Genomic DNA, 25,929 nt, shown 5'->3' with positions numbered 1-25,929 from the left:
GCAAACTTTCTAAGCATGTTGACATATCAACATTTTCAGCGGATAGAAAAAGAGTAATCCAGCTGATTTTCAAGAAAAATGCACTTCATTCTATGTAAATAAAATCTGTCTCCACTTAAGTCTTGGTATTTCTAAACATTACGGAGAAAAAATCCTTTATTTTTTCAACCACTGATATAAAATGCATATTTTATTGTTTTCGAGCATTTTATTGCATATTTATTATATAAAATTGTTGATTTTTGAATTTTAATCTGATATGATAAAAACAATTCATTTTGATATTAATAAAGGAGTCGTTTTAGATGAAAGAAAAGGTAATATTAGCATATTCTGGAGGATTGGATACTTCCGTTGCAGTGAAATGGTTGGTGGACGAAGGATATGATGTCATTGCCTGCTGCCTGGATGTAGGCGAAAAAAAGGATTTGGACTTTATTAAAGATAAAGCAGTAAAATTGGGGGCTTCTGCTTCCTATACCATTGATGCAAAAGAAGAGTTTTCTCAAGAGTTTGTTTTAGTTGCGTTACAAGGACACACTTTTTATGAACAATCTTATCCATTGGTATCCGCTCTGTCCAGACCGCTCATTGCAAAAAAACTGGTTGAGCTGGCTCATGAAACAGGGGCAACGACTATTGCTCACGGTTGTACAGGAAAAGGAAATGATCAGGTTCGTTTTGAAGTTGCAATCAATGCGCTGGACCCCAAACTAAAAGTAATTGCTCCTGTTCGGGAATGGAAATGGTCAAGAGAAGAAGAAATTAATTATGCAAAAGAAAAAGGGGTTCCCATTCCAGCTGATTTAGACAACCCCTATTCTGTCGATCAAAATCTTTGGGGGCGGGCAAATGAATGCGGCATACTGGAAGATCCCTGGGCAACACCGCCTGAAGGAGCCTACGAGCTGACTGCCAGTCTGGAAAATGCACCCGATCAGGCTGATATTATTGAAATTACTTTCGCTAAAGGTGTACCTACAGCAATTAATGGTGAAAACATGCTTTTATCAGAGCTGATTTTACATTTGAATGAGTTAGCCGGAAAACATGGAATCGGTCGTATTGATCACGTGGAAAATCGTCTGGTAGGAATCAAATCCCGAGAAGTATATGAATGTCCTGCAGCAATTACTTTAATGACTGCTCATAAAGAATTGGAAGATCTGACATTTGTTCGTGAGGTTGCTCATTTTAAACCAATCATCGAGAATCAACTATCACAAGTTATTTATGATGGTCTTTGGTTCAATCCATTAACAGATGCATTGATTGCTTTCCTAAAAGAGACACAAAAGTATGTTAATGGTGTTGTCCGCATTAGGCTTTTCAAGGGACATGCAATCGTCGAGGGAAGAAAATCTGCAAACAGCTTGTACAACGAAAAATTGGCAACCTATACTTCCGCAGATACCTTTGATCAGGATGCTGCTGTAGGATTTATCAAGCTATGGGGTCTGCCAACAAAAGTAAATGCAGAGGTACAGGCAAAACTGCAAAAAGAAGAATAAGATTTATTCGGCGAGGTAACCTTTGCAGTGCGCTGTAAATAATGTTATCCAACATATCTTTTCGATACTTGCATTCAGAGAGGCTCCTTTTCATTCTGTGGAATAAAAATAATGAGTCCTGCAAGAAGTTTTATTCATAATCATGTTCAGCTTTTTTGACTGATTACATTAGTGTCAAACAGCAGCATGATTATATACTTTAAATTAAAGCATGATGCTCCAGTTTTGCTTTCAGGATAAGCAGACGGTTTATCTACAATCCGAAGATAAACCGCTTCTTTCATTTATTGAAAAAAATTGATTAACTACAGAGGTGACCATTATGACAAAATTATGGGGCGGAAGATTCGAAGGTCAAAGTGAAAATTGGATCGATGAATTCGGCGCATCCATCTCCTTTGATCAGGCTTTGGCAAAACAGGATATCCTAGGTAGTCTGGCACATGTAAAGATGCTGGGCCATACAGGAATTCTCACCGAGCAGGAAACAACTGATATACAAACAGGGCTGCTTGCTGTTCAAAAAAAACTGACAGAGGGTGACTTGCAATTCAGTATTGAAAACGAGGACATTCATTTAAATATCGAAACCTTTCTTCATAAGGAGATTGGTGCAGTTGCCGGTAAACTACATACAGGCAGAAGTCGAAATGATCAAGTTGCTACAGATATGCATTTGTACTTAAAAGATATTGTTCAGGAAACCATCAAAAAAATCCGAACTTTCCGAAAGGTGCTGGTAAAAACAGCAGAGGCGCACATCGAGACAATTATGCCTGGTTATACTCACTTACAACACGCACAGCCTATTTCTTTTGCCCATCATCTAATGGCTTATTATGGCATGTTAAAACGGGATCAGGAACGGTTTGAAGAAAGCCTTAAAAGAATCGACATTTCTCCATTAGGATGTGCCGCTTTGGCTGGAACAACATTTCCGATTGATCGGGAGTATTCAGCTAAAGAACTAGGCTTTTCTGCCATCTATGAAAATAGCTTGGATGGTGTAAGTGATCGGGATTTTATTTTGGAGTTTTTAAGCAACAGCTCGATTATGATGATGCATCTTTCACGTTTTTGCGAGGAGCTGATTTTATGGTGCAGTCATGAATTTCAATTTATCGAACTGACAGATACTTTCTCTACAGGAAGTTCCATCATGCCTCAAAAGAAAAATCCGGATATGGCGGAATTAATCCGCGGAAAATCTGGGCGGGTATTTGGAAATCTATTCGGTCTACTAACCGTCCTGAAGGGGTTGCCTCTGGCTTACAATAAAGATCTGCAGGAAGATAAAGAAGGAATGTTTGATACCGCTCATACCATTTTAACCAGTCTGGAAATAATGGCCGGAATGATTCAAAACATGAAAATCAATACAGATATTATGGAGAAATCAACTGAAAAAGACTTTTCCAATGCCACTGAGCTGGCTGACTATCTTGCCGGCAAAGGAATGCCTTTCCGTCAGGCACATGAAATAGTCGGCAAACTGGTTCTCCAATGCACAAAACAAGGCATCTACTTACAAGACATACCACTAGAAGAGTATCAGAACGTTACCCCATTAATTGAGGCAGACATTTATGATGCTTTAGCTTCCCGAACAGCAGTAAAACGTAGAAATTCTTTGGGTGGAACTGGCTTTGAACAAGTACGGAAAGCTGTAAATCACGCTCTGAAAGAACTCTCAGACAGCAATACGTAGGATAAAAGTATCTCGCTTTGCTTAGCTAAATAATCTGAATCTCTAAAAAATCGTCCCGGAACGAAAACTGCTGCTCAGTTCGTTCCGGGACGATTAATTATTCTGCTGATTATCTTGTTTTTGTACGTGTATCGGCATCAATTCCAGGTGCTTTGCCTAATTTAGCCTGCAGCATCCAGATTTTCTTTTCGATATCTGTTTTATTGGCAATAAAGATATCCTGAGTAGAGTCATCACCTTCATCACCGGAAACATCAATCCCTTTTTGGTACAGGTCAGCTAAATAACGGTAGCCCTCCACCAGTTTTTCCATACGTTCCGGAATAGTACGATCATAACTTCCGATTTCATCTTCAATACCGGTATGGTCAGCAAATTCTCTTAATGTTGAATACGGAGAACCATCCAATGTGATTAAACGCTCTGAGATAACATCCAGCTGATCATTGATTTCATCCATGTAATCGTCCATTAATGGATGCAGTGTCAGGAACTCAGGTCCGCGCATATACCAGTGTGCCTGATGGATAACCACTGAAAACTGGCTCAAGTCTGCTACCAACTGATTCAAAACTTCTTTTGTCTGTTCAAATTTCATTATTATACATCCTCCTAAAATTTAGTCTACACTATGATTGTATTATGAAATGAAAGAAAAGTACAATAAAATCTCTCAATTTTAGAATATTTCTTTTTTAATAATAATTATATTTTATTCAGAATCACTAGTATTTTGTTCTGTGGAGCTGCCTTCTATATCATTCAGCAGATCATCAACTGCCTGCTGAAGCTCATCATCTGTAAGATTTTCATCCAGTGCAGGCTGACTGTATAAAGAATCCAGCATTTCATTCATCACTTCATCGACCACTTCATTTAGCGCTTCATCTAGTTCTTCATCATCCTGTGTTCCGGAAATAAAGGCCATAAACAAATTAGAGACAGCCTCTTCCTGATCCGTTGGGATAAACCACTTCCCGTTTTCTTTTTCCAGTTTAATAGACAGTTCAATTGTCTCATTTTCAATTTTTATAACCTTAATCCGCTCAGTTAAAATTGTAATGGTAGACTCAAGTATCTCCTGATCCGTTAATTCCTTCTCTGCATTTTCTATAGAATCCTTAACCAATGTTCTGGTCATTTCTTTCATTGCATTAACTAAATCCAGACCTGTTATGAAGTAACTGATTGTTGCACCATTTTTTGTTTCATCAATACCTACAATTTTATAACTGGTTTTATTCCTCATCTGATTCAGCAATTCCTGCGTCAACTCGCCTGCTTCGGCTTCAGGTACACTTGCTCCTGTTGCAGATAATCCTGAAATAAAATTGTCTTCAAAATCATCACTGACTGCATCCAGTTTCCTGCCTGACTGCTCACCATCTCTGAAAGCTGAAGCAAATTCATCAACACGCTCCTGATAAATTAATCGATCGATCAGTAATTCTCCTGCTTCTTCGGCCGGAATCGCTTTATTACAGCCAGTTAGAAAAATACCGACTACTACCAGCAATATCACCATTGCTTTTCTCATATGTACTTCCCCCATCATCGCATTGAATGCGTCTTTACTTTTATGTTTTATACTCTAGAGCCTGTCTGAAAACTCCAGTGGCGAGTACTTTCGTTATTTTTATGATGTTTGACGTCATAAAGCTTCGCTTAGGCAGCCTATAACAGCGTTTCTTTCTACATCTCCATCAAAGTAAACAGAATTATTTTTTTAAGAAATCCTTATTGAAACTGTGCATATTGTTCTTTCCATCAAATTTTCACATGCCAGCCTACTAAAAGTTCCTATATTAGCAGAAAATCCTTGTATCTACTTAGAAAAACATTGGCAACTCGTTTCCTCCATAGTTTTCAGACAGGCCCTAGTTCTATTATTCCTAAAAGAACAAAAAAAGTCTAGCTGAAATAAAAACTTTCTTTATTTTTGCGTATATTATTTTGAAAGGAGAGAACAACATGTCAACCATCCTGCTGTTTATTCTTGGAACTTGTCTGGGATCATTCTATTGTTTGGCCGCAGAGCGTATTCCCAGAGGCGAGTCCATTCTTTTTCCCACGTCTCACTGTTCTCATTGTTTTCAAAAGCTGCGTTTCTTTGAGATGGTTCCGCTGCTTTCGATTACTTTTCAACGGTTTCAGTGCAGATACTGCTCTAAAAAAATCCCTTTTATTTATTTACTCAGTGAACTCGCAGGCGGTATGATTTGTGTTCTCTGCTTTTTTGAGGGAGTGTATGCCGCTCCCTTTCATTCATTTTTACTCCTGAGTATGGGAGGCTTACTTTCTTTGACAGATATTTTTTATCTGATTGTAGAACCTAAACTGCTGCTCTTCCTGACATTCATTCTGTTTATATGGCATCTCTGCTTTTCACTTCCTCTTTACTATTTTACTGGTTTGATAATTTTTATCCTTTTGACTATCCTTAACAGATTATTCAATCAAGCTATCGGAGGCGGAGATATTCTGCTTCTATCTTGCTGGGGGCTTCTTCTGGGGATGAATGTCATTTTATTTATTGTTTTTATCGCCAGCAGCTCTGCTCTGATTTATGCGCTCGTCTATCCTCTTTTTTATCACAAAAAAATAAAACAAATCCCATTTATTCCCTTTCTTTTTTGGGGTCTCCTTTTACATATCATTCTTACAAATCTGAAACTCTCATAAAGATAGAGAGTGAGACAGAAATAAAATTCCAAACTCTCTTCGTGCCTAACCCCGAATAAACAGCAGGACAAACACTCATATTTACCTAATATTTATTTCCAGTTATCTGCTATAAATTTTGAACGTCCAGAGCCTCTTCGGTATAAATTATAGTGCATACGGTTTTTTCTGTAATAATCCTGATGATAGTCTTCAGCCGGATAGAAGGGCTGTGCAGGTTCAATTTCCGTTACAATAGGCTTTGAAAAACGACCGCTTGTCTGTAAAGCAGCTCTAGATGCTTCAGCAATCTCTTTCTGTGTATCATCCATATAGAAAATCACCGGACGGTAAGAATCTCCACGGTCAGCAAACTGTCCCAGCGCATCAGTCGGATCTGTTTGCTTCCAATAAATTTCCACCAGCTCTTTATAGGATAAAATAGAAGGATTAAATGTAATTTCCACAGCTTCTGTATGTCCTGTAGTTCCTGTAGTCACCTGGCTGTATGTCGGATTCTCCACATCCCCGCCAGTATAACCGGAGATAACTGAAATGACTCCCGGCTGCTCATCAAACGGATGAACCATACACCAGAAACAGCCGCCGGCAAAAATCGCTTTTTCATACTTCTCTTCCATTGTTTTATTCCCCCTTTTCCCCTAATAATAATCGTCTTTTATCAGGAAAGACACTGTTTTGCTCTCTAAGTATAAAATACCGTTTTGAAAAATTTCACTAACAAAGAGCTTGCACTTTCTCTTAATATGATAACTGTTTCATCTTTCATCAAGTATAATTCCCCTAGTATTTCATTGCAGCATTCAAATTGTCGAAGAAGCTGTCTCTGCGGTTGCTTAAGGCACACAGACACTACTCTTGCGATTACTTGTCGCAGTCTTTGTATGCACCGAGTAACTGCAGGTACAAAGGAGCCTCTTGCTTCTATCCCAAAGTTTATTTGGACTTTCCAAAAGTTAAGAGTCTGAGGATTATTTCTGTCCCAGACTTTTAACCATATTACAATCAGGATTAATTTAGGATTTGATTGCAAGAAGCCAGACAACGGATTATTGTTGTCTGGCTTCCAGTGTTTATTTTAGCTGTCAGCACTAATTAATAATGCCGGCTTATTTGTTAAGTTCATTTAATGCATCTTCTGCAGCCATCTGTGCCTCAATATCAGAGATACTGTACACATTTTCACTAGCTACTTTGACTTCTTTCGGTTCCATGTTACGGTAACGAGCCATACCTGTACCAGCAGGAATGATTTTACCAATGATAACATTTTCTTTTAACCCAAGAAGCGGATCTTTCTTACCACGAATGGCAGCATCTGTTAACACACGTGTTGTTTCCTGGAAGGAAGCAGCTGACAAGAAGCTGTTTGTTTCCAGAGAAGCTTTTGTGATACCCAGTAATACTGGACGACTTGTTGCAGGAACCCCGCCGGCTACCAAAGTATCATAGTTGCGGTCTTTAAACTCAGCAATATCCAGCAATGTTCCCGGAAGAATTTCTGTATCACCCGGATCCATTACGCGGATTTTACGCAGCATTTGACGTACCATTACTTCAATATGCTTGTCGCCGATTTCAACCCCCTGCATACGGTAGACACGTTGTACTTCACGCAGCAGATAATTTTCCACTGACAGAACATCACGTACCTGCAGCAATTGTTTCGGATCAATCGATCCTTCTGTTAAAGGTCCGCCACGATGAATCGTATCTCCTTCTGCCACTTTCATTCTGGCAGTATAAGGAACTGTATACGTACGTGTATCTGTTTTCCCTTTAATTGTCACTTCTTTTTGGCGAGTTGCAGGATCTTCTGAAATATCGATGACTTCACCGGTTACTTCTGTGATCACTGCCTGACCTTTCGGATTACGCGCTTCAAAGATTTCCTGAACCCGAGGAAGACCCTGAGTGATATCGTCTCCGGCAACCCCGCCGGTATGGAACGTACGCATAGTCAACTGCGTACCTGGTTCTCCGATAGACTGAGCCGCAATTGTACCAACTGCTTCCCCAACCTCAACATCTGAACCAGTCGCAAGGTTACGACCATAGCAGTGTTTACATACACCATGTTTCGTATTACATGTAAATACGGAACGAATAGTTACTTTCTCAATTCCTGCATCGACAATTTCCTTTGCAGTATCTTCTGAAATCAACTCGTCTGCACCAATCACAACCTGACCTGTTTCAGGATGGTGAACTGCTTTACGAGTATAACGCCCAATCAGACGCTCTTCCAAAGACTCAATAATTTCATTGCCCTCTTTAATCGCTGCGATTTCAAGTCCACGGTCGGTTCCACAGTCATCTTCACGAATGATTACGTCCTGTGCCACATCAACCAGACGACGAGTCAGGTAGCCTGAATCGGCTGTTTTCAAGGCTGTATCGGTCATTCCTTTACGAGCCCCATGGGTAGAGATAAACATTTCCAAAACAGAAAGTCCTTCACGGAAGTTGGAAATGATTGGCAATTCCATGATTCGTCCATTTGGCGCAGCCATCAATCCACGCATTCCGGCAAGCTGGGTAAAGTTGGAAATATTACCACGGGCTCCTGAATCAGACATCATGAAGATCGGATTCTTTGCATCCATACTTTCAATCAATTTCAATTGAATTTCATCCTTAGCACCATTCCAAACACTGATAACACGTTCATAACGTTCATCATCTGTAATCAGACCACGACGGAATTGTTTTGTAATCGTGTCTACTTGTTTGTGGGCTGCATCAATAATCGCTTGTTTCTCATGAAGAACCATGATATCTGCGATCCCTACGGTAATCCCAGCATGAGTCGAGTGCTTGTATCCAAGATCTTTCATGCGGTCAAGCATTTTAGAAGTTTCTGTAATATGGAATCTCTTAAAGACTTCTGCAATGATATTTCCAAGATTTTTCTTTTTGAACGGCAAAACCAATTCCTGCTCTTTAATATAAGCCGGAATATCTGTTCCTGCTTCAACAAAATATTTATCAGGTGTTTGAACAGTTAGGTTATAGTCTGTCGGTTCATTCAAATAAGGAAACTCAACAGGCATAATTTCATTAAAGATAATTTTGCCGACTGTTGTAATTAAAATACGTTCTTTTTGCCAGTCTGTAAATGGCTTGTCACCCAATAGTGTCGTCTGAACCCCGATACGTGAATGCAAATGGACATAGCCATTTCGCCAAGCCAATACAGCCTCATTCATATCACGGAAGATCATTCCTTCACCTTCACGGTCTTCTTCTTCCATCGTCAGATAGTAGTTACCCAAGACCATGTCCTGAGAAGGCGTAACAACTGGTTTACCATCTTTCGGATTCAGGATATTTTGAGCCGCCAGCATCAGCATACGTGCTTCCGCCTGTGCTTCTTCATTCAAAGGTACATGGACCGCCATTTGGTCTCCATCGAAATCGGCATTGTATGCTTCACACACCAATGGATGCAGACGGATTGCACGTCCTTCAACAAGAACAGGCTCAAACGCCTGAATTCCCAGTCTGTGCAATGTAGGTGCCCGGTTCAGTAATACTGGATGCTCCTGAATAACCTCTTCCAAGATATCCCATACTTCATCCTCACCGCGTTCAATTTTACGTTTAGCATTCTTGATGTTTGTTGCGATCTCACGCTGTACCAGAACACGCATCACAAATGGTTTGAACAGCTCAATAGCCATTTCCTTCGGAAGACCGCACTGATACATTTTCAAGTTTGGTCCTACTACGATAACGGAACGACCAGAGTAATCCACACGTTTACCCAGCAGATTCTGACGGAAACGACCTTGTTTCCCTTTCAGCATGTGAGAAAGAGACTTCAACGGACGGTTCCCAGGACCGGTTACCGGACGCCCGCGACGACCGTTATCAATCAACGCATCCACAGCTTCCTGCAGCATACGTTTTTCATTTTGAACAATAATACTTGGTGCATTTAAATCAAGCAAACGTTTCAGACGGTTGTTACGGTTGATTACACGACGGTATAAATCATTTAAGTCACTTGTCGCAAAACGTCCGCCTTCTAATTGAACCATCGGGCGCAGATCCGGAGGAATAACTGGAATAACATCCATTACCATCCAACTCGGCTGATTGCCTGAAGAACGGAAAGCTTCCAAAATATCCAGGCGACGAATAGCACGAGTTCTCTTTTGACCCTGTGCAGTTTTCAAATCTTCTTTCAAACTAGCTACTTCGCCATCAGGATCCACGCTGTCAAGTAGTTGTTTAATTGCTTCAGCACCCATTGCAGCTGAAAAGCCCTGTCCGTACTGATCGCGTTTTTCACGATATTCACGTTCAGTCAGCAGCTGTTTCTTTTCCAGACCTGTATCGCCGGCATCAATCACAACATAGGAAGCAAAATAAATAATTTCTTCCAACGCCCGGGGACTCATATCCAAAACCAGTCCCATACGAGAAGGAATGCCTTTGAAATACCAGATATGAGATACAGGTGCAGCTAATTCAATATGTCCCATACGTTCACGACGAACTTTAGAACGGGTTACTTCTACTCCGCATCGGTCACATACAATTCCTTTGTAACGAATACGTTTATATTTACCACATGCACATTCCCAGTCTTTTGTAGGACCAAAAATACGCTCACAGAACAAGCCTTCACGTTCAGGCTTCAGGGTACGATAGTTAATCGTTTCCGGTTTCTTTACTTCCCCATACGACCAGCTTCTGATCTTCTCAGGTGAAGCTAAACCGATCTGCATACTCTCGAATTTATTTACATCGATCAAAAGGGGTTCCCTCCATTTCTTAATTAAGAAAAGCTGAACGAGTCGCCTAACTCATGAGCGATAAGAACAAACGGAACACATGATGCTCTTTATCATGAGGTTTGTTTGAATTATCGTCGATTGAGTTGACTCGTGAAGCTAGACAATGAAAAGCTTAGCGGACACATTCAGTTCCCGAGACAGTCCAACCGCTTCCCCCGATATTTTTATCAGTAGAAACCGTCGGCTGTCATCACGAAACCTGTTCACAAAGCCAGACTAGACAGAATCATCACTGTCATAAAATCAGCTTATAAAGCTGGATGCCAAATTTATCTGCTAATTGTCTGAGTTGAAAAACTGCTCAAACAAATGGTTATTACTACTATTTTTATCAAACAGCTCTAACAGACATTACCGATAACACACGGCAATTCTGCCGACTTCTTAGTCTTGTCTGTCTTCTGCTGTTTCAATACTCTGAACAACATCAGCTTCTGCGGCTGCTTTGGCTTCCGCTGCTTCTTTTTCCAATTGCTTTGCAGACTGCTGTTCAGCAAATTTGGTCAGTGCATCAACAGTGATCAAATCGTCATCATCATCATCCATATCACGCAATTCAATTTCCTGCTCTTCAATATCCAGAACACGCATATCCAGACCAAGGGACTGCAATTCTTTTACAAGCACACGGAATGATTCCGGCACGCCTGGTTTTGGAATTGGTTCACCCTTAACAATTGCTTCGTATGTTTTCACACGACCTACAACATCATCTGATTTGTATGTCAGTATTTCCTGAAGTGTATAAGCAGCACCGTAAGCTTCCAGTGCCCATACTTCCATTTCCCCGAAACGCTGTCCGCCAAACTGAGCTTTTCCTCCAAGAGGCTGCTGTGTAACCAGTGAATAAGGTCCAATTGAACGAGCATGCAGTTTGTCATCAACCATGTGGGCCAATTTAATCATGTACATAACCCCAACAGAAATACGGTTATCAAACGGTTCACCTGTACGTCCATCGTAAAGAATTGTTTTTGCATCACTCGCCATACCGGCTTCACGAACAGTGTCCCAAACATCATCATCATCTGCGCCATCAAATACCGGTGTCGCAACATGAATACCTAATTGACGGGCTGCCATACCTAAGTGAAGTTCAAGAACCTGTCCGATATTCATCCGTGACGGAACTCCTAATGGATTCAGCATGATATCAATTGGGGTCCCATCTGGTAAGAACGGCATATCTTCTTCCGGCATAATTCGGGAAACAACCCCTTTATTTCCGTGACGTCCGGCCATTTTATCCCCTTCGTGAATTTTACGCTTTTGAACGATATATACACGAACCAGCATATTTACACCTGGAGACAGCTCATCGCCGCCTTCGCGGGTAAAGATTTTCACATCATGAACGATACCGCCTCCGCCGTGAGGTACACGTAATGAAGTATCACGAACTTCACGAGCTTTTTCTCCAAAGATGGCATGCAGCAGGCGTTCTTCGGCAGAAAGCTCTGTCACACCCTTAGGAGTTACTTTACCAACCAGCAGATCACCATCTTTTACTTCTGCACCAATACGGATAATTCCCATCTCATCAAGATCTTTTAAAGCATCCTCGCCGACGTTTGGAATTTCACGTGTAATTTCTTCAGGTCCTAATTTTGTGTCACGGGCTTCTGATTCATACTCTTCAATATGGATGGAGGTATAGACATCATCTTTCACTAGACGACGACTCATAATGATCGCATCTTCATAGTTGTATCCTTCCCAAGTCATGAAGCCGACCAGTACATTTTGTCCTAGAGCCATTTCTCCTTCTTCCATTGAAGGTCCATCTGCCAGTACATCCCCCTGCTCAACCTTTTCACCTAATGTAACAATTGGACGTTGGTTGTAGCTTGTTCCGGAGTTTGAACGACGGAATTTTGTTACCATATATTTATCCAAAGCACCATTGTCGCGACGGACACGGACTTCAGAAGCATCAACATATTCAACGACGCCATCATGTTTGCACAGAAGCGCAGCACCTGAGTCATGAGCTGCTTTATATTCCATCCCGGTTCCCACAAAAGGAGAACGAGGCTGAATCAGCGGAACAGCCTGACGCTGCATGTTCGCACCCATCAATGCACGGTTGGAGTCATCATTTTCCAAGAAGGGAATACATGCGGTCGCTACTGCAACCACCTGTTTCGGTGATACATCCATGTAATCGACCTTGTCAACTGAAACTTCCAGGTTTTCACTTTGCAGACGAGCCATAACCAGCTCTTCAGCAAAAGTACCGTCATCATTCAGTTTTGAGTTTGCCTGAGCAACAATGTAATGGTCTTCCGTGTCGGCAGTTAAGTAATCTACTTCGCTGGTTACTTTACTGGTTGCCCGGTCCACACGACGATAGGGTGTTTCAATAAAACCAAATTTGTTCACTTTGGCATAACTTGACAAACTGTTGATCAAGCCGATGTTCGGACCTTCCGGCGTTTCAATCGGACACATACGACCATAGTGGGAATAGTGAACGTCCCGAACTTCATAACCGGCACGATCCCGGGTCAGTCCGCCAGGTCCCAACGCAGAAAGACGACGTTTATGTGTCAGCTCACCTAATGGATTCGTTTGATCCATAAACTGCGACAACTGAGAAGAACCGAAAAATTCTTTAATGCTTGCCACTACCGGACGAATATTAATCAACTGCTGCGGTGTCAGAGTTTCTGTATCCTGAATGGACATTCTTTCTCGAACCACACGCTCCATACGAGCCAAACCAATACGGAACTGATTCTGTAACAGCTCACCGACTGAACGGATACGACGATTTCCCAAATGGTCAATATCATCCACATTACCGATGTCTTCCATCAAATTAAAGAAATAGCTCATAGATGCTACGATATCAGCAGGACGCACGGTTTTCACTTTATCGCCCGGATAGCCGTTGCCAATAACATTTACAATGCGCTCAGGATCTTTTGGTGACTGCACCTTAACTACCTGAACAGTCATTGGCTCAGTCACAACACCATCTTCACTTGGATAATACGTAACACTGTTTAACCCATTGTCGATATGCTCACCCAATGTATCCATCACCTGATGCGTTAAAACTGTTCCTTTTTCAACAAGGATTTCACCAGTTTCTGCATCAATCAGCGTTTCTGCCAGTGTTAAATTCAGCAGACGTGTTTTCAAATCCAGTTTTTTATTTACTTTGTAACGACCCACGTTTGCAAGATCATAACGTTTTGGATCAAAGAAACGAGCTGTCAGTAAATTACGTGAGCTGTCAGCCGTTTTAGGCTCGCCCGGACGCAGACGCTCGTAGATATCTTTCAATCCTTCTTCTGTACGAGAATCACTTGCATTTTTATGCAGATCTTTTTCAATTGTATTTCTAAGTCCTTCGCTTTCGCCAAAAATTTCAAAAATTGTATCATCTGAACCAAAGCCCAGCGCACGAACTAGAACAGTCAAAGGAATTTTACGGGTACGGTCGATTCGGACATACGAAATATCTTTCGCATCAGTTTCCATTTCCAGCCATGCACCGCGGTTCGGAATAACGGTTGAACCGAAGCCTTCTTTTCCGTTTTTATCTACTTTCCCATGGAAATAAACACCAGGAGAACGCACAAGCTGAGAAACGATAACTCGTTCCGCACCATTGATAATAAATGTTCCCATCTCAGTCATCAGTGGAAAATCACCAAAGAAAACTTCCTGAGATTTAATTTCTCCAGTCTCACGATTTGTCAAACGCAGTGTAACATGTATCGGAGCAGAATAATTCGCATCATGTGCACGGGCTTCTTCTACCGTATACTTAGGTTCTTTCAATTCATAGTCTACAAATTCCAGGGACAGATTTCCTTGAAAATCTTCAATTGGCAGAATATCCTCAAACATTTCACGTAACCCTTCATCTAAAAACCACTGATAAGAGTCTGTTTGGATCTCGATTAAATTTGGTAACTCCAACACTTCACTGATACGCGCGAAACTTCTACGTTCGCGATGCTTTCCGTATTTTACTACGTGTCCAGCCAAGCTCTTCACCCCTCTAGATATAAGTCTGTCAAAACTCTACCCAAAATGATTTCATTTACGTTACAAATATTGTTTTTACGTAACAAAAAGCATTTTTTGCGGTTTTTAGGCAAAAAAAAACCAAAAATAGAACATACACATAATTAAAAAAATCAAGTGTTTCTACTTTTGTTTCCCTATTTAAAACCGAAACGGACAATATTTCGTTTCTGCCTTATCATTTTTATAGATAGTTTTTGCATCTACATATTCTACTTCTTTCTATAGTAAAAGTCAAGAGCTGGATGGTAATCTTCTTAGAATAGTTCCTTGAATAATAAGACGAAATCATTCGTCTGTAACGGTCACTTCTCATTTATCCAAAACTATTCTTTTCTTTGCTAAAAAGTCTTGGAAAAAATTGTCTTAATCGTCAGAAAATTCTAAATACCGGTTGACTTTTTCCTTATCTCTATTTATACTAAAAACAATTCAATCTTGCGAAGGAGCTTTTTTATGAATAAATTATCCGTTCACGCACAATTGAATAGTTACTACTTTAGCTATTTTAGATAGGTTTGTATTCATACTTTCATGGATACAAACGGCAAACTCGTTTTTGTATCTATGATGGCTAGAGCGCTTTGTATTGAACAAACAGCCGCGTAGACGATATTTCTAAGTGGCTAGACTATAAAAGTATCTTTTTACTCTTATCATCTATATCCATTTAGGCAATGTTGTCTGAATGGATTTTTTTGTTCTATCAGATAGATAAAAGAAAATGGAGGAGAACAATAATGAAAAAGAAATTAATTGGTTTAAGTATACTAACAGCTGCGGCATTTACCTTGGGAGCCTGCGGAAGCGGTGCGACAGATTCCGGATCAGGCAGCAGCGAAAATAAAGATACTGTTACTGTTGGTGTTTTGCAGCCCGTAGAACACGGCTCTTTAGATGCTGCTTATGAAGGCTTCAAGGAGGGGCTGGCGGAAAACGGTTATACAGAAGGAGAAAACATCACATTTGAGTACAGCAATGCTCAAAATGATCAGGCTCAGCTGAAAAGCATGAGTGAAAAACTGGTAAAAGGAAACCCAGATTTATTATTGGGAATCGGTACTCCGGCAGCACAATCATTATTAAACGAAACAACAGAGATTCCAATGGTCATCACCGCTGTTACTGATCCAGTGGATGCAAAATTAGTCGCTTCACTTGAAGAACCCGGCGGCAACGTCACTGGAACAACTGATATGGTTTCTATCGATAAGCAGATCGAATTATTATTAAGTATCGTACCTGATGCTGAAACAATCGGTATTATGTATAACGCGGGAGAACCAAACTCTAAAATTCAGGCAGATTTAGCCGAAGAAGCATTAACTAAAGCCGGCGTAAAAACAAAAGTTCTGACTGCCAATTCTACAAATGATGTGCAGCAGGTAACAACAAGTCTGGCAAAAGATGTTGACGGCATTTATATCCCGACAGATAACACCTTTGCCTCTGCTTCTGCAGTAATCGGAGATGTGGCAAAAGAATTAAAAGTGCCGATCGTTCCTGCATCTACTGACCAGGTAACTGAAGGCGGATTGGCAACAATCGGTATTGATTACCGTTCTCTCGGAAAACAAACAGGGGAAATGGCTGCTAAAATCCTAAAGGGCGAAGCTGAACCTGCAAGCATGCCTGTGGAAAGCGCATCTGAGCTGGAATTAGTCATTAACGAAGAGATGGCAAAAGCTCTGGGAATTGACCCTGACAGTATTAAGGCACCTAAATAATAACAAAATCGGAAGCCTGTAGCGTCTGTAATATACATGAAGCAGCCTCTGCAGGTTCCAGGCGATACACCTACACAATTTACTTGAAAGAAGCTGATTTTTTTTGATATCCAATCTGATAACTATTTTCCTTTCTTCCTCAGCTCAGGGACTCTTGTGGTCTTTGTTGGCAATCGGTGTTTTTCTTACTTACCGTATTTTGGACATCGCTGATTTAACAACGGAAGGAAGCTTTCCTTTAGGCGGTGCAGCAGCTGCTGTCACCTTAACAAAAGACATGGACTCTTGGCCTGCTTTCCTGCAGCCTGTATTTGAGAGCCATCCGCTGGTACTCCCTGTTACAGCTCTTATCTTTGCTTTTATTTCAGGAGCATTAGCCGGTTTTGTTTCAGGCATTCTCCACACAAAACTAAAAATTCCTGCATTGCTTGCCGGAATTATTACGATGACAGGACTTTACAGTATTAACTCCCGCATCATGGGTGCGCCTAATATTTCACTGCTGGGTACACAGACCATTTTCACTCAGGCTCAGGCAATGGGCATGAATAAAGTTTACAGTGTCATTTTTGTTGGACTGATCGTGGTTATTCTGGTTATAGCATTACTGACATTATTCTTTAAAACTGAAATTGGATTGGCGACACGGTCAACCGGCGACAATATTGAAATGAGTCAGGCGAACGGCATCAATACGGACCGGATGAAAACTATCGGCTATATGCTTTCCAATGGCTGTATTGCCATGTCAGGTGCTCTTCTAGTGCAAAATAACAACTTTGCTGACTTAAACTCAGGAATCGGTACAATTGTTATTGGTCTGGCTTCAATTATTATTGCTGAAGTGTTATTCAAAAACAAACCGCTGATGTTCCGCATGATTACGATTGTAATTGGTGCAGTTGTGTACCGATTTATCCTAGCCTGCGTGTTGGAACTGAATGTAGATGCAGCAGATCTTAAACTGTTTTCGGCTATTATTCTGGTCATCTGTCTATCTTCACCGCTTATTCAGAAAAAACTGAAATTACCTAAGAAAAGAGGGGTCCGCTAATGTCAGCTGTATTGACCATCGAGAACCTTCATCAGTATTTTGAACGGGGAACTGTCAATGAAAATCATGTACTGAAAGGGATTAACTTAACCATTAACAAAGGCGAATTCATTACGATTATCGGCGGAAACGGCGCCGGAAAATCCACCTTGCTTAACAGCATTGCAGGAACACTTCCCATTGAAGAAGGAAGAATGGAAATGAACGGAAAAAATATTACCAAACAAAAAGTTGTAGTACGTTCCAGAGAAATCAGCCGAGTCTTCCAAGATCCCAAGATGGGAACAGCGGTGCGGTTAACTGTAGAAGAAAATATGGCTTTGGCAATGAAACGTGGACAAAAGCGCGGACTTGGCAGCGGCGTTCGTAAAAGCAACAGAGATTTCTTTAAGGAGCAGCTGGCTAAACTAAATCTTAATTTGGAAAATCGACTGACTGCTGAAATTGGACTGCTTTCAGGTGGACAGCGTCAGGCAATTACCTTGCTGATGGCTACACTTATTCGTCCTGAATTGATTTTACTGGATGAACACACAGCAGCTCTAGATCCAAAAACCTCGATTACTGTTATGGAGCTGACTGACAAATTGATTAAAGAACAGCAGCTGACTGCTTTCATGGTTACCCATAACATGGAAGATGCTATTCGTTACGGCAACCGTCTAATTATGCTTCATCAGGGTTCTATTGTTGTCGATATTGACGAAGAAAAGAAAAAAGATTTGACCGTCAATGAGCTGATGGACATGTTCCATAAAAACAGCGGAACAGAATTAAAGGATGATCAGCTGCTGTTGGTTTGATAAACATATTAAAAAGAAGCAAAGCCTTTTTTTCAGGTTTTGCTTCTTCTTTTATCATCCATTCGTCAGGAAATCCAAAATATCCCAACCGCTGGATGTTGCTCCTCTGTATAGTTCTGTATAGCCGCACTGTGCACAACTGATTGTGATAAACTTCTTATTCTGAACATCAAAAATCTTGGCAAAATTTCCTCCCGTTGCCTGAAACTGATCTGAAACATAATGTGTGTGTCCGCATTTCTCACAGATGTATTGCTTTTTTTCCATTTCTTCTTCCTCATTTCTTTTATCCATGCTCAAATTATATCAAATCCGCACAGCTGATACATACATCTAAGGAATGAATTTTTACTTCTTTTTTCTCCATCTCCAATTGTTTTCTATGCTATTATTAACAGGAAGAACATTTCAAATAATCTGTAAGCATAAACTATACATTTATCGAATAGAGAGGTAAACCCATGTCAACAAGAAGCAATGTTTTAACACTACTGATGGAAAAAGCCCCTAACTTCATCTCCGGAGAAGAGATGGCACAGCAGCTGTCTGTTTCAAGAACTGCTATATGGAAAGCCGTAAATGAATTAAAAAAGGAAGGACATCTCATCAACAGCGGTACCAATAAAGGCTATCAGTATCAGCCTTCTGATATTCTATCAGCTGAAGGAATTCAACTTCATCTAGCACCAGATCTGCCAAAGCTTTCCATCAAAATTCTGGAGGGATCAGCCTCCACCATGGATGATGCCAAGCTATCAGCGATACTGGGAGAACCTGCCAATACTTTGATCGTCGCAGACACTCAGGAAGCACCAAAAGGACGGTTCGGACGACCGTTTTTCGCTAAAAAAGGCGGCGGTATCTATATGAGTATTCTTCTCCGTCCAAATCAAGTGTTCGAAGAGATGGCTCAATATACGACAATTATGGCGGTTGCCATTGCCGAAGCAATTGAGGAACTGACCGATCAGATCACTGAAATAAAGTGGGTGAATGATCTATATATTAATGGAAAAAAAGTCTGCGGCATTCTTTCCGAAGCAATTAGTGACGTTGAATCTGGTCAAATCACTACTATAATCATTGGAATGGGTATTAATTTCTCCATCAGACAGGAGGAATTCCCTGAAGAGATTCAACAGAAAGCAACCTCTCTCTTCAGCAGTTCTCTGCCGACAATTACCAGAAATGAACTAATTTCAGCAATCTGGAACCATTTCTATACCATACTCAACGAAGATAATCTTGAGTATATGGAACGTTACCGAAAAAAATCATTTGTCCTTGGCAAGGAAGTCACGTTTGTTCAGAACAATCAGGAATACCAGGGATATGCAGCAACCATTAATAATCGAGGAGAACTAATTGTGCAGCTGCATGACGGCTCTGAAAAAATTCTTTCTTCCGGTGAAATAAGTTTAAAAAAAATCCAGAGCTGATTAATCAGCTCTGGATTTTTTCAAGTATAATTGTCAACAACAATCCTAAGATATAGCTGCCGTTAAAAATAATTAAATTATTGATGGAATGCCGGAAGCTTTTTGGCTCTGGCAGTTCTTTTCGAAACTGCAGCAGATTCTTGCGGATTTTTGGAAATGCGGCAAGAACAATTAAAATCGGCCAATGGAAAATTCCGAAAACAAACCCCAGCAAGATCACTGCGTAGCAGGACAGCATCAGCAGCTGAAACAATAAAGCTCCCTGCTTTCTGCCAATATAATAAACCAGCGTATAGCGATGATTTTCAATATCTGTATCAAGATCCCTCAAATTATTTGCCAGCATAATATTCGCAATTGTCAATACTAACGGCAAAGAGGCCCAAACAATTGCCAGAACCTGCCAGAAATTTCCGTCCAGAGAAAACGTTCCTTTATCGAAATCCACAGCCAGATAAAAAGGCGGATGTTCCGTTGTGTTTAAATAGACTACTATTGCAAAAATACCTAACCCCATTGTTATGCCGCTGAAAATTTCCCCCAACGGCATTCGAGATAATGGAACAGGTCCAAAAGTATAGAAAATTCCTATTAAGCAGCAGATTCCGCCCATAATCAGAAGCATCCAGCCGGTCTGAACAGCCAGTGTCACTCCAATAACTGCTGCAAAACCTATCATACCGAAAATCATGTTCCGTACCAGCGTTGGAGAAATACCTGACCTGCCGATAATATTTTGCTTGTATTTATAAGTCTCAGATTTTGCCTTCTGATAATCCATATAGTTATTGATTGCTGTTGTAGCCATATCAAAAACAATCATACCTACAAAAAACAGTAGTGTATGCATAAGCGAAAACTGGTGAAAATAAGTAATTGAGAACAACACACCTACTACAAATGGAAATAAGCTGGCCAATTTTGTGCGAATCTCCACAACTTCTAAAAACACTTTTAGCGACATTTTTTCTGCTCCTTATTCTAGTTCTGAATTGTTCCCCATAGTATAACCTGAGTCTTCTCCCAGTTCAAAGTTTCCTTCAATATCTTCGCTGATATAAACCTTATCATCCTTCGTAACAAAAACAGCATCTACATCTTCCAAACTTTCAACGTATTCCAAGCCCTTTTTCACACCCATTGAAAAGACCGCTGTAGAAAGACCGTCACCATCAATTGATTTTTTAGTGATAATAGTGACTCCTGCAATATCATTATCAAAGGGGTAGCCTGTTTCAGAATCAAATAAATGATGATAGGTTTCTCCGTTGACTTTTAAATATCTTTCATAAATACCGGAAGTAACTAACGTCATATTCCGCTCTTTTACAGTGCCAATTACCGTGTTTCTAGCTTTATTCGGGTCTTGTATCCCAACCGTCCAATCCTCGTCTTCACCTCTTGGGCTGTGCCCAAGAACATAAACATTTCCGCCCAAATCAACAATAGCTGTAGTCACATCATTATCTTCCATGACTTTAACCACTTCGTCTGTAATATATCCTTTAGCAATCGCACCCAGATCAAGTGCCATCCCTTTTTCTTCCAAATAAACAGTTTTTTCTTCATCATCCAAAATTACTTTATGGTAGTCGACAAATTTCAGTGCCTCATCAATCTCATCCTGGGAGGGTTTACGGGCATCATCAAAGCCAATATGCCACAGTTCTGTAATCGGACCGATTGCCATGTCAAAGCCGCCTTGTGAATCTTCACTGTATTCATACGCACGTTTTAACAAACTGTAAACATCATCAGAGACTTTTACCGGCTTAACGCCTGCATTCTTATTGACCTCATCAATCTCTGAACCTTCCTCATTTACTGTAATTTTATCACCAAGCTCCTTGATTCGATCAAAAGCCTCATCAAGTACAGCTTCTTTTCCATCATCATAAATTCTCAACTCTACATAGGTGCCCAATAGTAATTCCTTTTGTGAATAAGGCTCTTTATTCACCTTGGCTTCTTCTTTTTTACCGGTACCACAGCCTGTAACGATCACTAATAAAAAAACAAGAGCAACACCAGCCCATAATCTTTTGTTTCTCATACACTCTGCCTCCTGTATAACACTGTCTATAAGTTAACACTAAAACCATCTTCAAGTATAATGCAGTGTTTCTGATTTAACTAGTAAAATAATTTTTTTGACAAAAATGTTTTTTCACCTTGCACTGATATGAGAGATCCCCTCCAAGCTGAAGCCGTTTCTGAACTATATCCCCCAACTACCTATTTTGTCAGCTCCAGTTTCATCTTCTTTGTAATACTTACTAAAATCAGTTTGATTTATCTCTGCTGATCATATTAATTTTTGCACGTTTTTCAAAAACAACAAAACACTGCTATTTTCTATTCAGCAGTATGTAAACATAAAGCAAAATTGAAGCCATCTAAAGTTTTCTATTTTATTTATATGTATACCAAATACATGCAGACAGCTTGTATCACAACACACCGTCTTCATTTTTCCGAAGTCTTCCTATTTATATGTGAATCTTGTAATCAAGAATCCGATAAAACTTTATGTTCATTTTTTATAACAGACTTTTTCCGTTAAGAAAGGCAGCCAAAGAGATAGATTCTCTCTGGCTGCCAGAATCGTATGCTGCTCATTTAGAAATTATTTTTTCATTACAATGTTGTCAACGATGATTTCAGCAGTGTCGCCTTTTTCAGCAGCATTGATTAATTGTTCAGCATAAATTACAAAGCTGTGATAGCTGTGAGTTGCGCCTGATACTACATCCATATCAGCAGGAGTTCCATCCTCTTCACCCATAGCTTTAACAAACGCCTCATTGAATGCAGGAATGAATGCTTCTGGATTAGTACCAGCTTTTTCTTTCATGCTTTCATTGTAGTCAGCATTATCTTTTTTAGATTCGCCATCGTCATTTACGTTGTCATAATTTGACTCTGTAATTTTCCCATCTTTTACAACCATAGAGAATTCTGTATGGTATCCATTAGAGTTATTTTTTTCTTTCAACGTATATGTGCCGTCTTTAAGGTCAGCACCATTATCGATTTCAATTGTATCTGTATTTCCAGCCTGAGCTGCTTGAATCAATTGTTGTGCATAGTTTTGGAATGAATCAAATGAATGCGTTGCACCTGATACTACATCAATACTTGATGGAGATTGTTTGGCAACCAGCTCTTCATTAAATTTAGGAATAAACTCTTCAGGGTTTGTACCTGCTTTATCTTTCATATTTTTGTTGTAGTCAGCATCATCAACTTTTGATTTGCCGTCTTCATTCACGTTGTCATAGTTAGACTCTGTAATTTTTCCATCTTTTACAGTAATTTCAAAAGACACACGGTAACCATTAGAGTAATTCTTTTCTTCTAATTTATACGTGCCATCCTGTAAATCAGCTCCTGCCTCTTTCACTGCTTCAGTTGAGGATTCTTCAGTTGCAGCCGAAGTTTCTGATGTTGCAGTACTTGATGATGAAGCTCCAGTATCTTTATTGTCTGATCCGCAAGCTGCCAATACTAATGTTGACAACGCAATAGCTGTAAAGCCTTTTACAAATTTTGCTGTTCTCATTTTTTGGTCCACCTTTTCATTTTTTATACTACTTTCCTAGTTGTAAAAACTAGTCACAACAAAAGATTGTGATTTAATTAACATTCTAACTAATTCCCCATCTATGTCAATATCCGGACGAAATAAAAGCAAATATTTATCAGTTTTTCACAAGTTTCTAATGTAAATTCGCTTATTTCTCAAAATCTGTGAATTGTTATTAGACAAATGACTAAAGTCGCTATATAATTAAACACGATTGCGAAATTATGATCAATATTATACTTTTATTATGGTTAAGGAGCGGATTATCAATGACAAAGCAAAAAATTGTCGTTGTAGGTGCGGGTTATGCTGGAGTTTCAGCAACTAAATTTTTAGCAAAAAAATTGAAAAAGGACGATGTTGAGATCACATTGATCGATCGTCATTCTTACCACACTATGATGACAGAATTGCACGAAGTAGCAGGAGGACGTGTAGAACCAACAGCTATTCAATACGACTTGCAGCGGTTATTCTCACGTAAAAAGAATGTTCATCTAGTTACAGATACAGTCACTGGAATTGATAAAGACAACAAAATTGTCAAAACAAAATTAGGATCTTACGAGTTCGATCAACTGATTATCGGTATGGGAGGAGAACCAAACGATTTTGGCACTCCCGGTGTTAAAGAAAACGGCTTTACTCTGTGGTCATTTGAGGACTCTTTGAAAATTCGTGAACATATTGAAGCAACAGTAGAAAAAGCTGCCATCGAACCAGATTCTGAAGTTCGTAAAGCAATGCTGACCTTTGTTGTCTGCGGTTCAGGATTTACAGGAATTGAAATGATTGGCGAGCTGATTGACTGGAAAGATCGTCTGGCAAAAGATTCAAAACTTGATCCAAGTGAATTTACTTTAATGGTAGTTGAAGCAATGCCGACTATCCTTAATATGCTGACTCGTAATGATGCAGCCAAGGCAGAACGCTACATGGAGAAAAAACAGGTAAAACTACTGAAAAGCTCTCCTATCGTTGAAGTTGCAGCAGATCACATTAAATTAGAAGACGGCTCAGAAGTACCAACACACACACTGATTTGGACAGCAGGTGTAAAAGCAACTTCTGATGCTGCTGATTTCGGTTTGGAAGCTGCCCGCGGAAATCGTTTGATCGCTAACGAATACATGCAGGCAAAAGGATACGAAGATAAAAATATTTATATCATTGGAGATTTGGTGTATTACGAAGAATTCCCTGATACTCCGACACCGCAAATCGTTCAGGCTGCTGAACAAACTGGTCATACTGCTGCTGCAAACATTGTAGCAAGCATTAAAGGCGGAGAAAAACATAAATTTAAAGGGAATTATCAAGGCTTCATGGTTTCAATTGGTGCAAAATGGGGTGTGGCGAATCTTTTTGACAAGATTCATCTGAGCGGCTTCCTTGCTATCATCATGAAACATATTGTCAACTTGAAGTATTTCTTTGATATTCGTTCAGGATACTACATGTTCCAGTATATGATGCATGAATTCTTCCACATTAAAGATGATCGAAATGTTACCAGAGGACATTCTTCACGTTATGGAAATGTCTTATGGAGTGTTCCCCTGCGTATTTTCTACGGAATGATGTGGCTGGTGGAATCAATGAAAAAAATTGTCGGTACCGGTGATTATCTGAACCCAAGTACTTGGTTTGGTGAAGGATCATGGTTCACTGACAAAGTTGTCTTCCCATTCCCTTGGCTTCAGGAACAAGTAACATCCGGAGCTTCAGAAGTAGCTGAAGCAACAACGGCAGCCAGCGGAGCAGCTGATACAGCTGCGGAGGCAGTGACTCAAACAGCTCATTTTGGTCTGAGCTATGCATATGGTGAAGAACCAATGATGGTCTTTGAGCACATGCCAAAATGGTTCGAAAGCGTAATGAAATTCATGATGCCGAATCAGGAAGTGGCATTGTTCTTCCAAAAATTCATGACAATTGTTGAAGTATTAATTGCTTTGGCACTAATTGCAGGTTTATTCACTTGGTTATCAAGTGCAGTTACAATTGGTTTAGTTGGAGCTTTCTGTCTATCAGGAATGTTTTACTGGGTAAACATCTGGTTTATTTTCGTTGCTCTTGCTTTGATGAACGGTTCCGGTCGGGCAATTGGGCTGGACCGCTGGGTAATTCCTTGGCTGCAGCGTAAACTGGGTAAATGGTGGTACGGTACACCGAAATCAAGATACGGCACCAAATAGAGGATGGTAACGATTGAAAGTTCTAGGGGATCAGCCTAGAACTTTCTTTTCACTTATACAATTTACTGCATACATTCTTCTTTCAATAAAAATAAGGAAAGCCGCATACAATACCTAGGTGCTAAGAACCTCGGATTCTCGCACCTAAAACTGGATTCTGTTTACAAACCCGTCATTCACCGCAGCGAGCAGTCTTTAATCTCTTTATCCGCTGCCTGAAACGAATGATTAAGTATTTTTATTATGTAGCTGAAAAAGCCGAAGAAGCTAAAACAGGCTGGGATATCTAAGCTTATTTTACTGATCGGATGACAGTTGAAGCAAAAAAGTCAGCTTACGATGATTTAACTGCAGAAAATTGGGACTGTGACAAAA

General features: G+C 40.1%; 17 protein-coding genes. 8 read left to right on the top strand and 9 right to left on the bottom strand.

The genetic code is table 11. The features are described from left to right. Positions 1–305: 305 nt before the first annotated feature. Together LI954_RS01280 and argH are read left to right on the top strand one after the other, a co-directional pair. On the top strand, positions 306–1,511 hold the full coding sequence (locus LI954_RS01280) for an argininosuccinate synthase (RefSeq protein ID WP_229443280.1): 1,206 nt from the start codon (positions 306–308) through the stop codon (positions 1,509–1,511). Positions 1,512–1,833: 322 nt separating this feature from the next. Next, the gene (gene argH, locus LI954_RS01275) at positions 1,834–3,219 is read left to right on the top strand and encodes an argininosuccinate lyase (RefSeq protein WP_229443279.1); all 1,386 of its coding nucleotides are present in this window, start codon (positions 1,834–1,836) and stop codon (positions 3,217–3,219) included. Positions 3,220–3,328: 109 nt separating this feature from the next. On the opposite strand, the gene LI954_RS01270 is transcribed toward argH, so the two are convergent. Together LI954_RS01270 and LI954_RS01265 are read right to left on the bottom strand one after the other, a co-directional pair. Beyond that, positions 3,329–3,817, bottom strand: a complete 489-nt coding sequence (locus LI954_RS01270; RefSeq protein WP_202066275.1) for a Dps family protein — start codon at positions 3,815–3,817, stop codon at positions 3,329–3,331. 114 nt (positions 3,818–3,931) lie between these two features. Next, a complete protein-coding gene (locus LI954_RS01265; RefSeq protein WP_202066273.1) occupies positions 3,932–4,756 on the bottom strand; it encodes a DUF5105 domain-containing protein in 825 nt (274 codons plus the stop codon). A gap of 434 nt (positions 4,757–5,190) precedes the next feature. Between LI954_RS01265 and LI954_RS01260 the strand changes: the two genes are divergently transcribed. Beyond that, positions 5,191–5,901 (top strand): prepilin peptidase, encoded by a 711-nt coding sequence (locus LI954_RS01260; protein ID WP_229443278.1) that lies wholly within the window; start codon positions 5,191–5,193, stop codon positions 5,899–5,901. 92 nt (positions 5,902–5,993) lie between these two features. On the opposite strand, the gene msrA is transcribed toward LI954_RS01260, so the two are convergent. From msrA to rpoB, 3 genes are all read right to left on the bottom strand, one after another. Further along, entirely contained in the window at positions 5,994–6,521 is a 528-nt protein-coding gene (gene msrA / locus LI954_RS01255; protein WP_229442266.1) for a peptide-methionine (S)-S-oxide reductase MsrA, read from the bottom strand. 489 nt (positions 6,522–7,010) lie between these two features. Beyond that, positions 7,011–10,664: a DNA-directed RNA polymerase subunit beta' gene (gene rpoC, locus LI954_RS01250; protein WP_267491396.1), complete on the bottom strand. Its 3,654-nt coding sequence runs from the start codon at positions 10,662–10,664 to the stop codon at positions 7,011–7,013. A 426-nt stretch (positions 10,665–11,090) separates the two neighbouring features. Next, positions 11,091–14,708: a DNA-directed RNA polymerase subunit beta gene (gene rpoB, locus LI954_RS01245; protein ID WP_202066267.1), complete on the bottom strand. Its 3,618-nt coding sequence runs from the start codon at positions 14,706–14,708 to the stop codon at positions 11,091–11,093. A gap of 779 nt (positions 14,709–15,487) precedes the next feature. Here rpoB and LI954_RS01240 point away from each other — a divergent pair. From LI954_RS01240 to LI954_RS01230, 3 genes are all read left to right on the top strand, one after another. After that, positions 15,488–16,474, top strand: coding sequence for an ABC transporter substrate-binding protein (locus tag LI954_RS01240; protein ID WP_202066265.1), 987 nt, complete (start codon positions 15,488–15,490; stop codon positions 16,472–16,474). Positions 16,475–16,580: 106 nt separating this feature from the next. Then, complete coding sequence (locus LI954_RS01235; protein ID WP_229442312.1) at positions 16,581–17,528, top strand: ABC transporter permease; 948 nt, start codon at positions 16,581–16,583, stop codon at positions 17,526–17,528. Continuing rightward, positions 17,528–18,331, top strand: coding sequence for an ABC transporter ATP-binding protein (locus LI954_RS01230; protein ID WP_202066263.1), 804 nt, complete (start codon positions 17,528–17,530; stop codon positions 18,329–18,331). The genes LI954_RS01235 and LI954_RS01230 overlap by 1 nt, the downstream gene beginning before the upstream one ends. 54 nt (positions 18,332–18,385) lie before the next feature. On the opposite strand, the gene LI954_RS01225 is transcribed toward LI954_RS01230, so the two are convergent. Beyond that, entirely contained in the window at positions 18,386–18,598 is a 213-nt protein-coding gene (locus LI954_RS01225) for a zinc ribbon domain-containing protein (RefSeq protein WP_229442265.1), read from the bottom strand. Between the two features lie 194 nt (positions 18,599–18,792). On the opposite strand from LI954_RS01225, the gene LI954_RS01220 reads away from it, so the two are divergent. Continuing rightward, complete coding sequence (locus LI954_RS01220; RefSeq protein ID WP_229443277.1) at positions 18,793–19,770, top strand: biotin--[acetyl-CoA-carboxylase] ligase; 978 nt, start codon at positions 18,793–18,795, stop codon at positions 19,768–19,770. A gap of 4 nt (positions 19,771–19,774) precedes the next feature. On the opposite strand, the gene menA is transcribed toward LI954_RS01220, so the two are convergent. The 3 genes from menA to pplA form a co-directional block, all read right to left on the bottom strand. Then, entirely contained in the window at positions 19,775–20,734 is a 960-nt protein-coding gene (gene menA / locus LI954_RS01215; RefSeq protein WP_229443276.1) for a 1,4-dihydroxy-2-naphthoate polyprenyltransferase, read from the bottom strand. A gap of 12 nt (positions 20,735–20,746) precedes the next feature. Continuing rightward, positions 20,747–21,823 (bottom strand): FAD:protein FMN transferase, encoded by a 1,077-nt coding sequence (locus LI954_RS01210; protein WP_229443275.1) that lies wholly within the window; start codon positions 21,821–21,823, stop codon positions 20,747–20,749. Positions 21,824–22,396: 573 nt separating this feature from the next. Further along, complete coding sequence (gene pplA / locus LI954_RS01205) at positions 22,397–23,332, bottom strand: extracellular electron transfer flavoprotein PplA (RefSeq protein ID WP_202066247.1); 936 nt, start codon at positions 23,330–23,332, stop codon at positions 22,397–22,399. 293 nt (positions 23,333–23,625) lie between these two features. Between pplA and LI954_RS01200 the strand changes: the two genes are divergently transcribed. Then, a complete protein-coding gene (locus LI954_RS01200) occupies positions 23,626–25,554 on the top strand; it encodes an NAD(P)/FAD-dependent oxidoreductase (protein ID WP_202066246.1) in 1,929 nt (642 codons plus the stop codon). Positions 25,555–25,929: the final 375 nt, after the last annotated feature.

This window comes from Enterococcus sp. CWB-B31, assembly GCF_020567645.1.
In the GTDB taxonomy this organism is placed as follows: Bacteria; Bacillota; Bacilli; order Lactobacillales; family Enterococcaceae; genus Enterococcus_L.
Note: the sequence above shows the minus strand (reverse complement) of the source record. Positions and strands in the feature narration are given on the sequence as shown.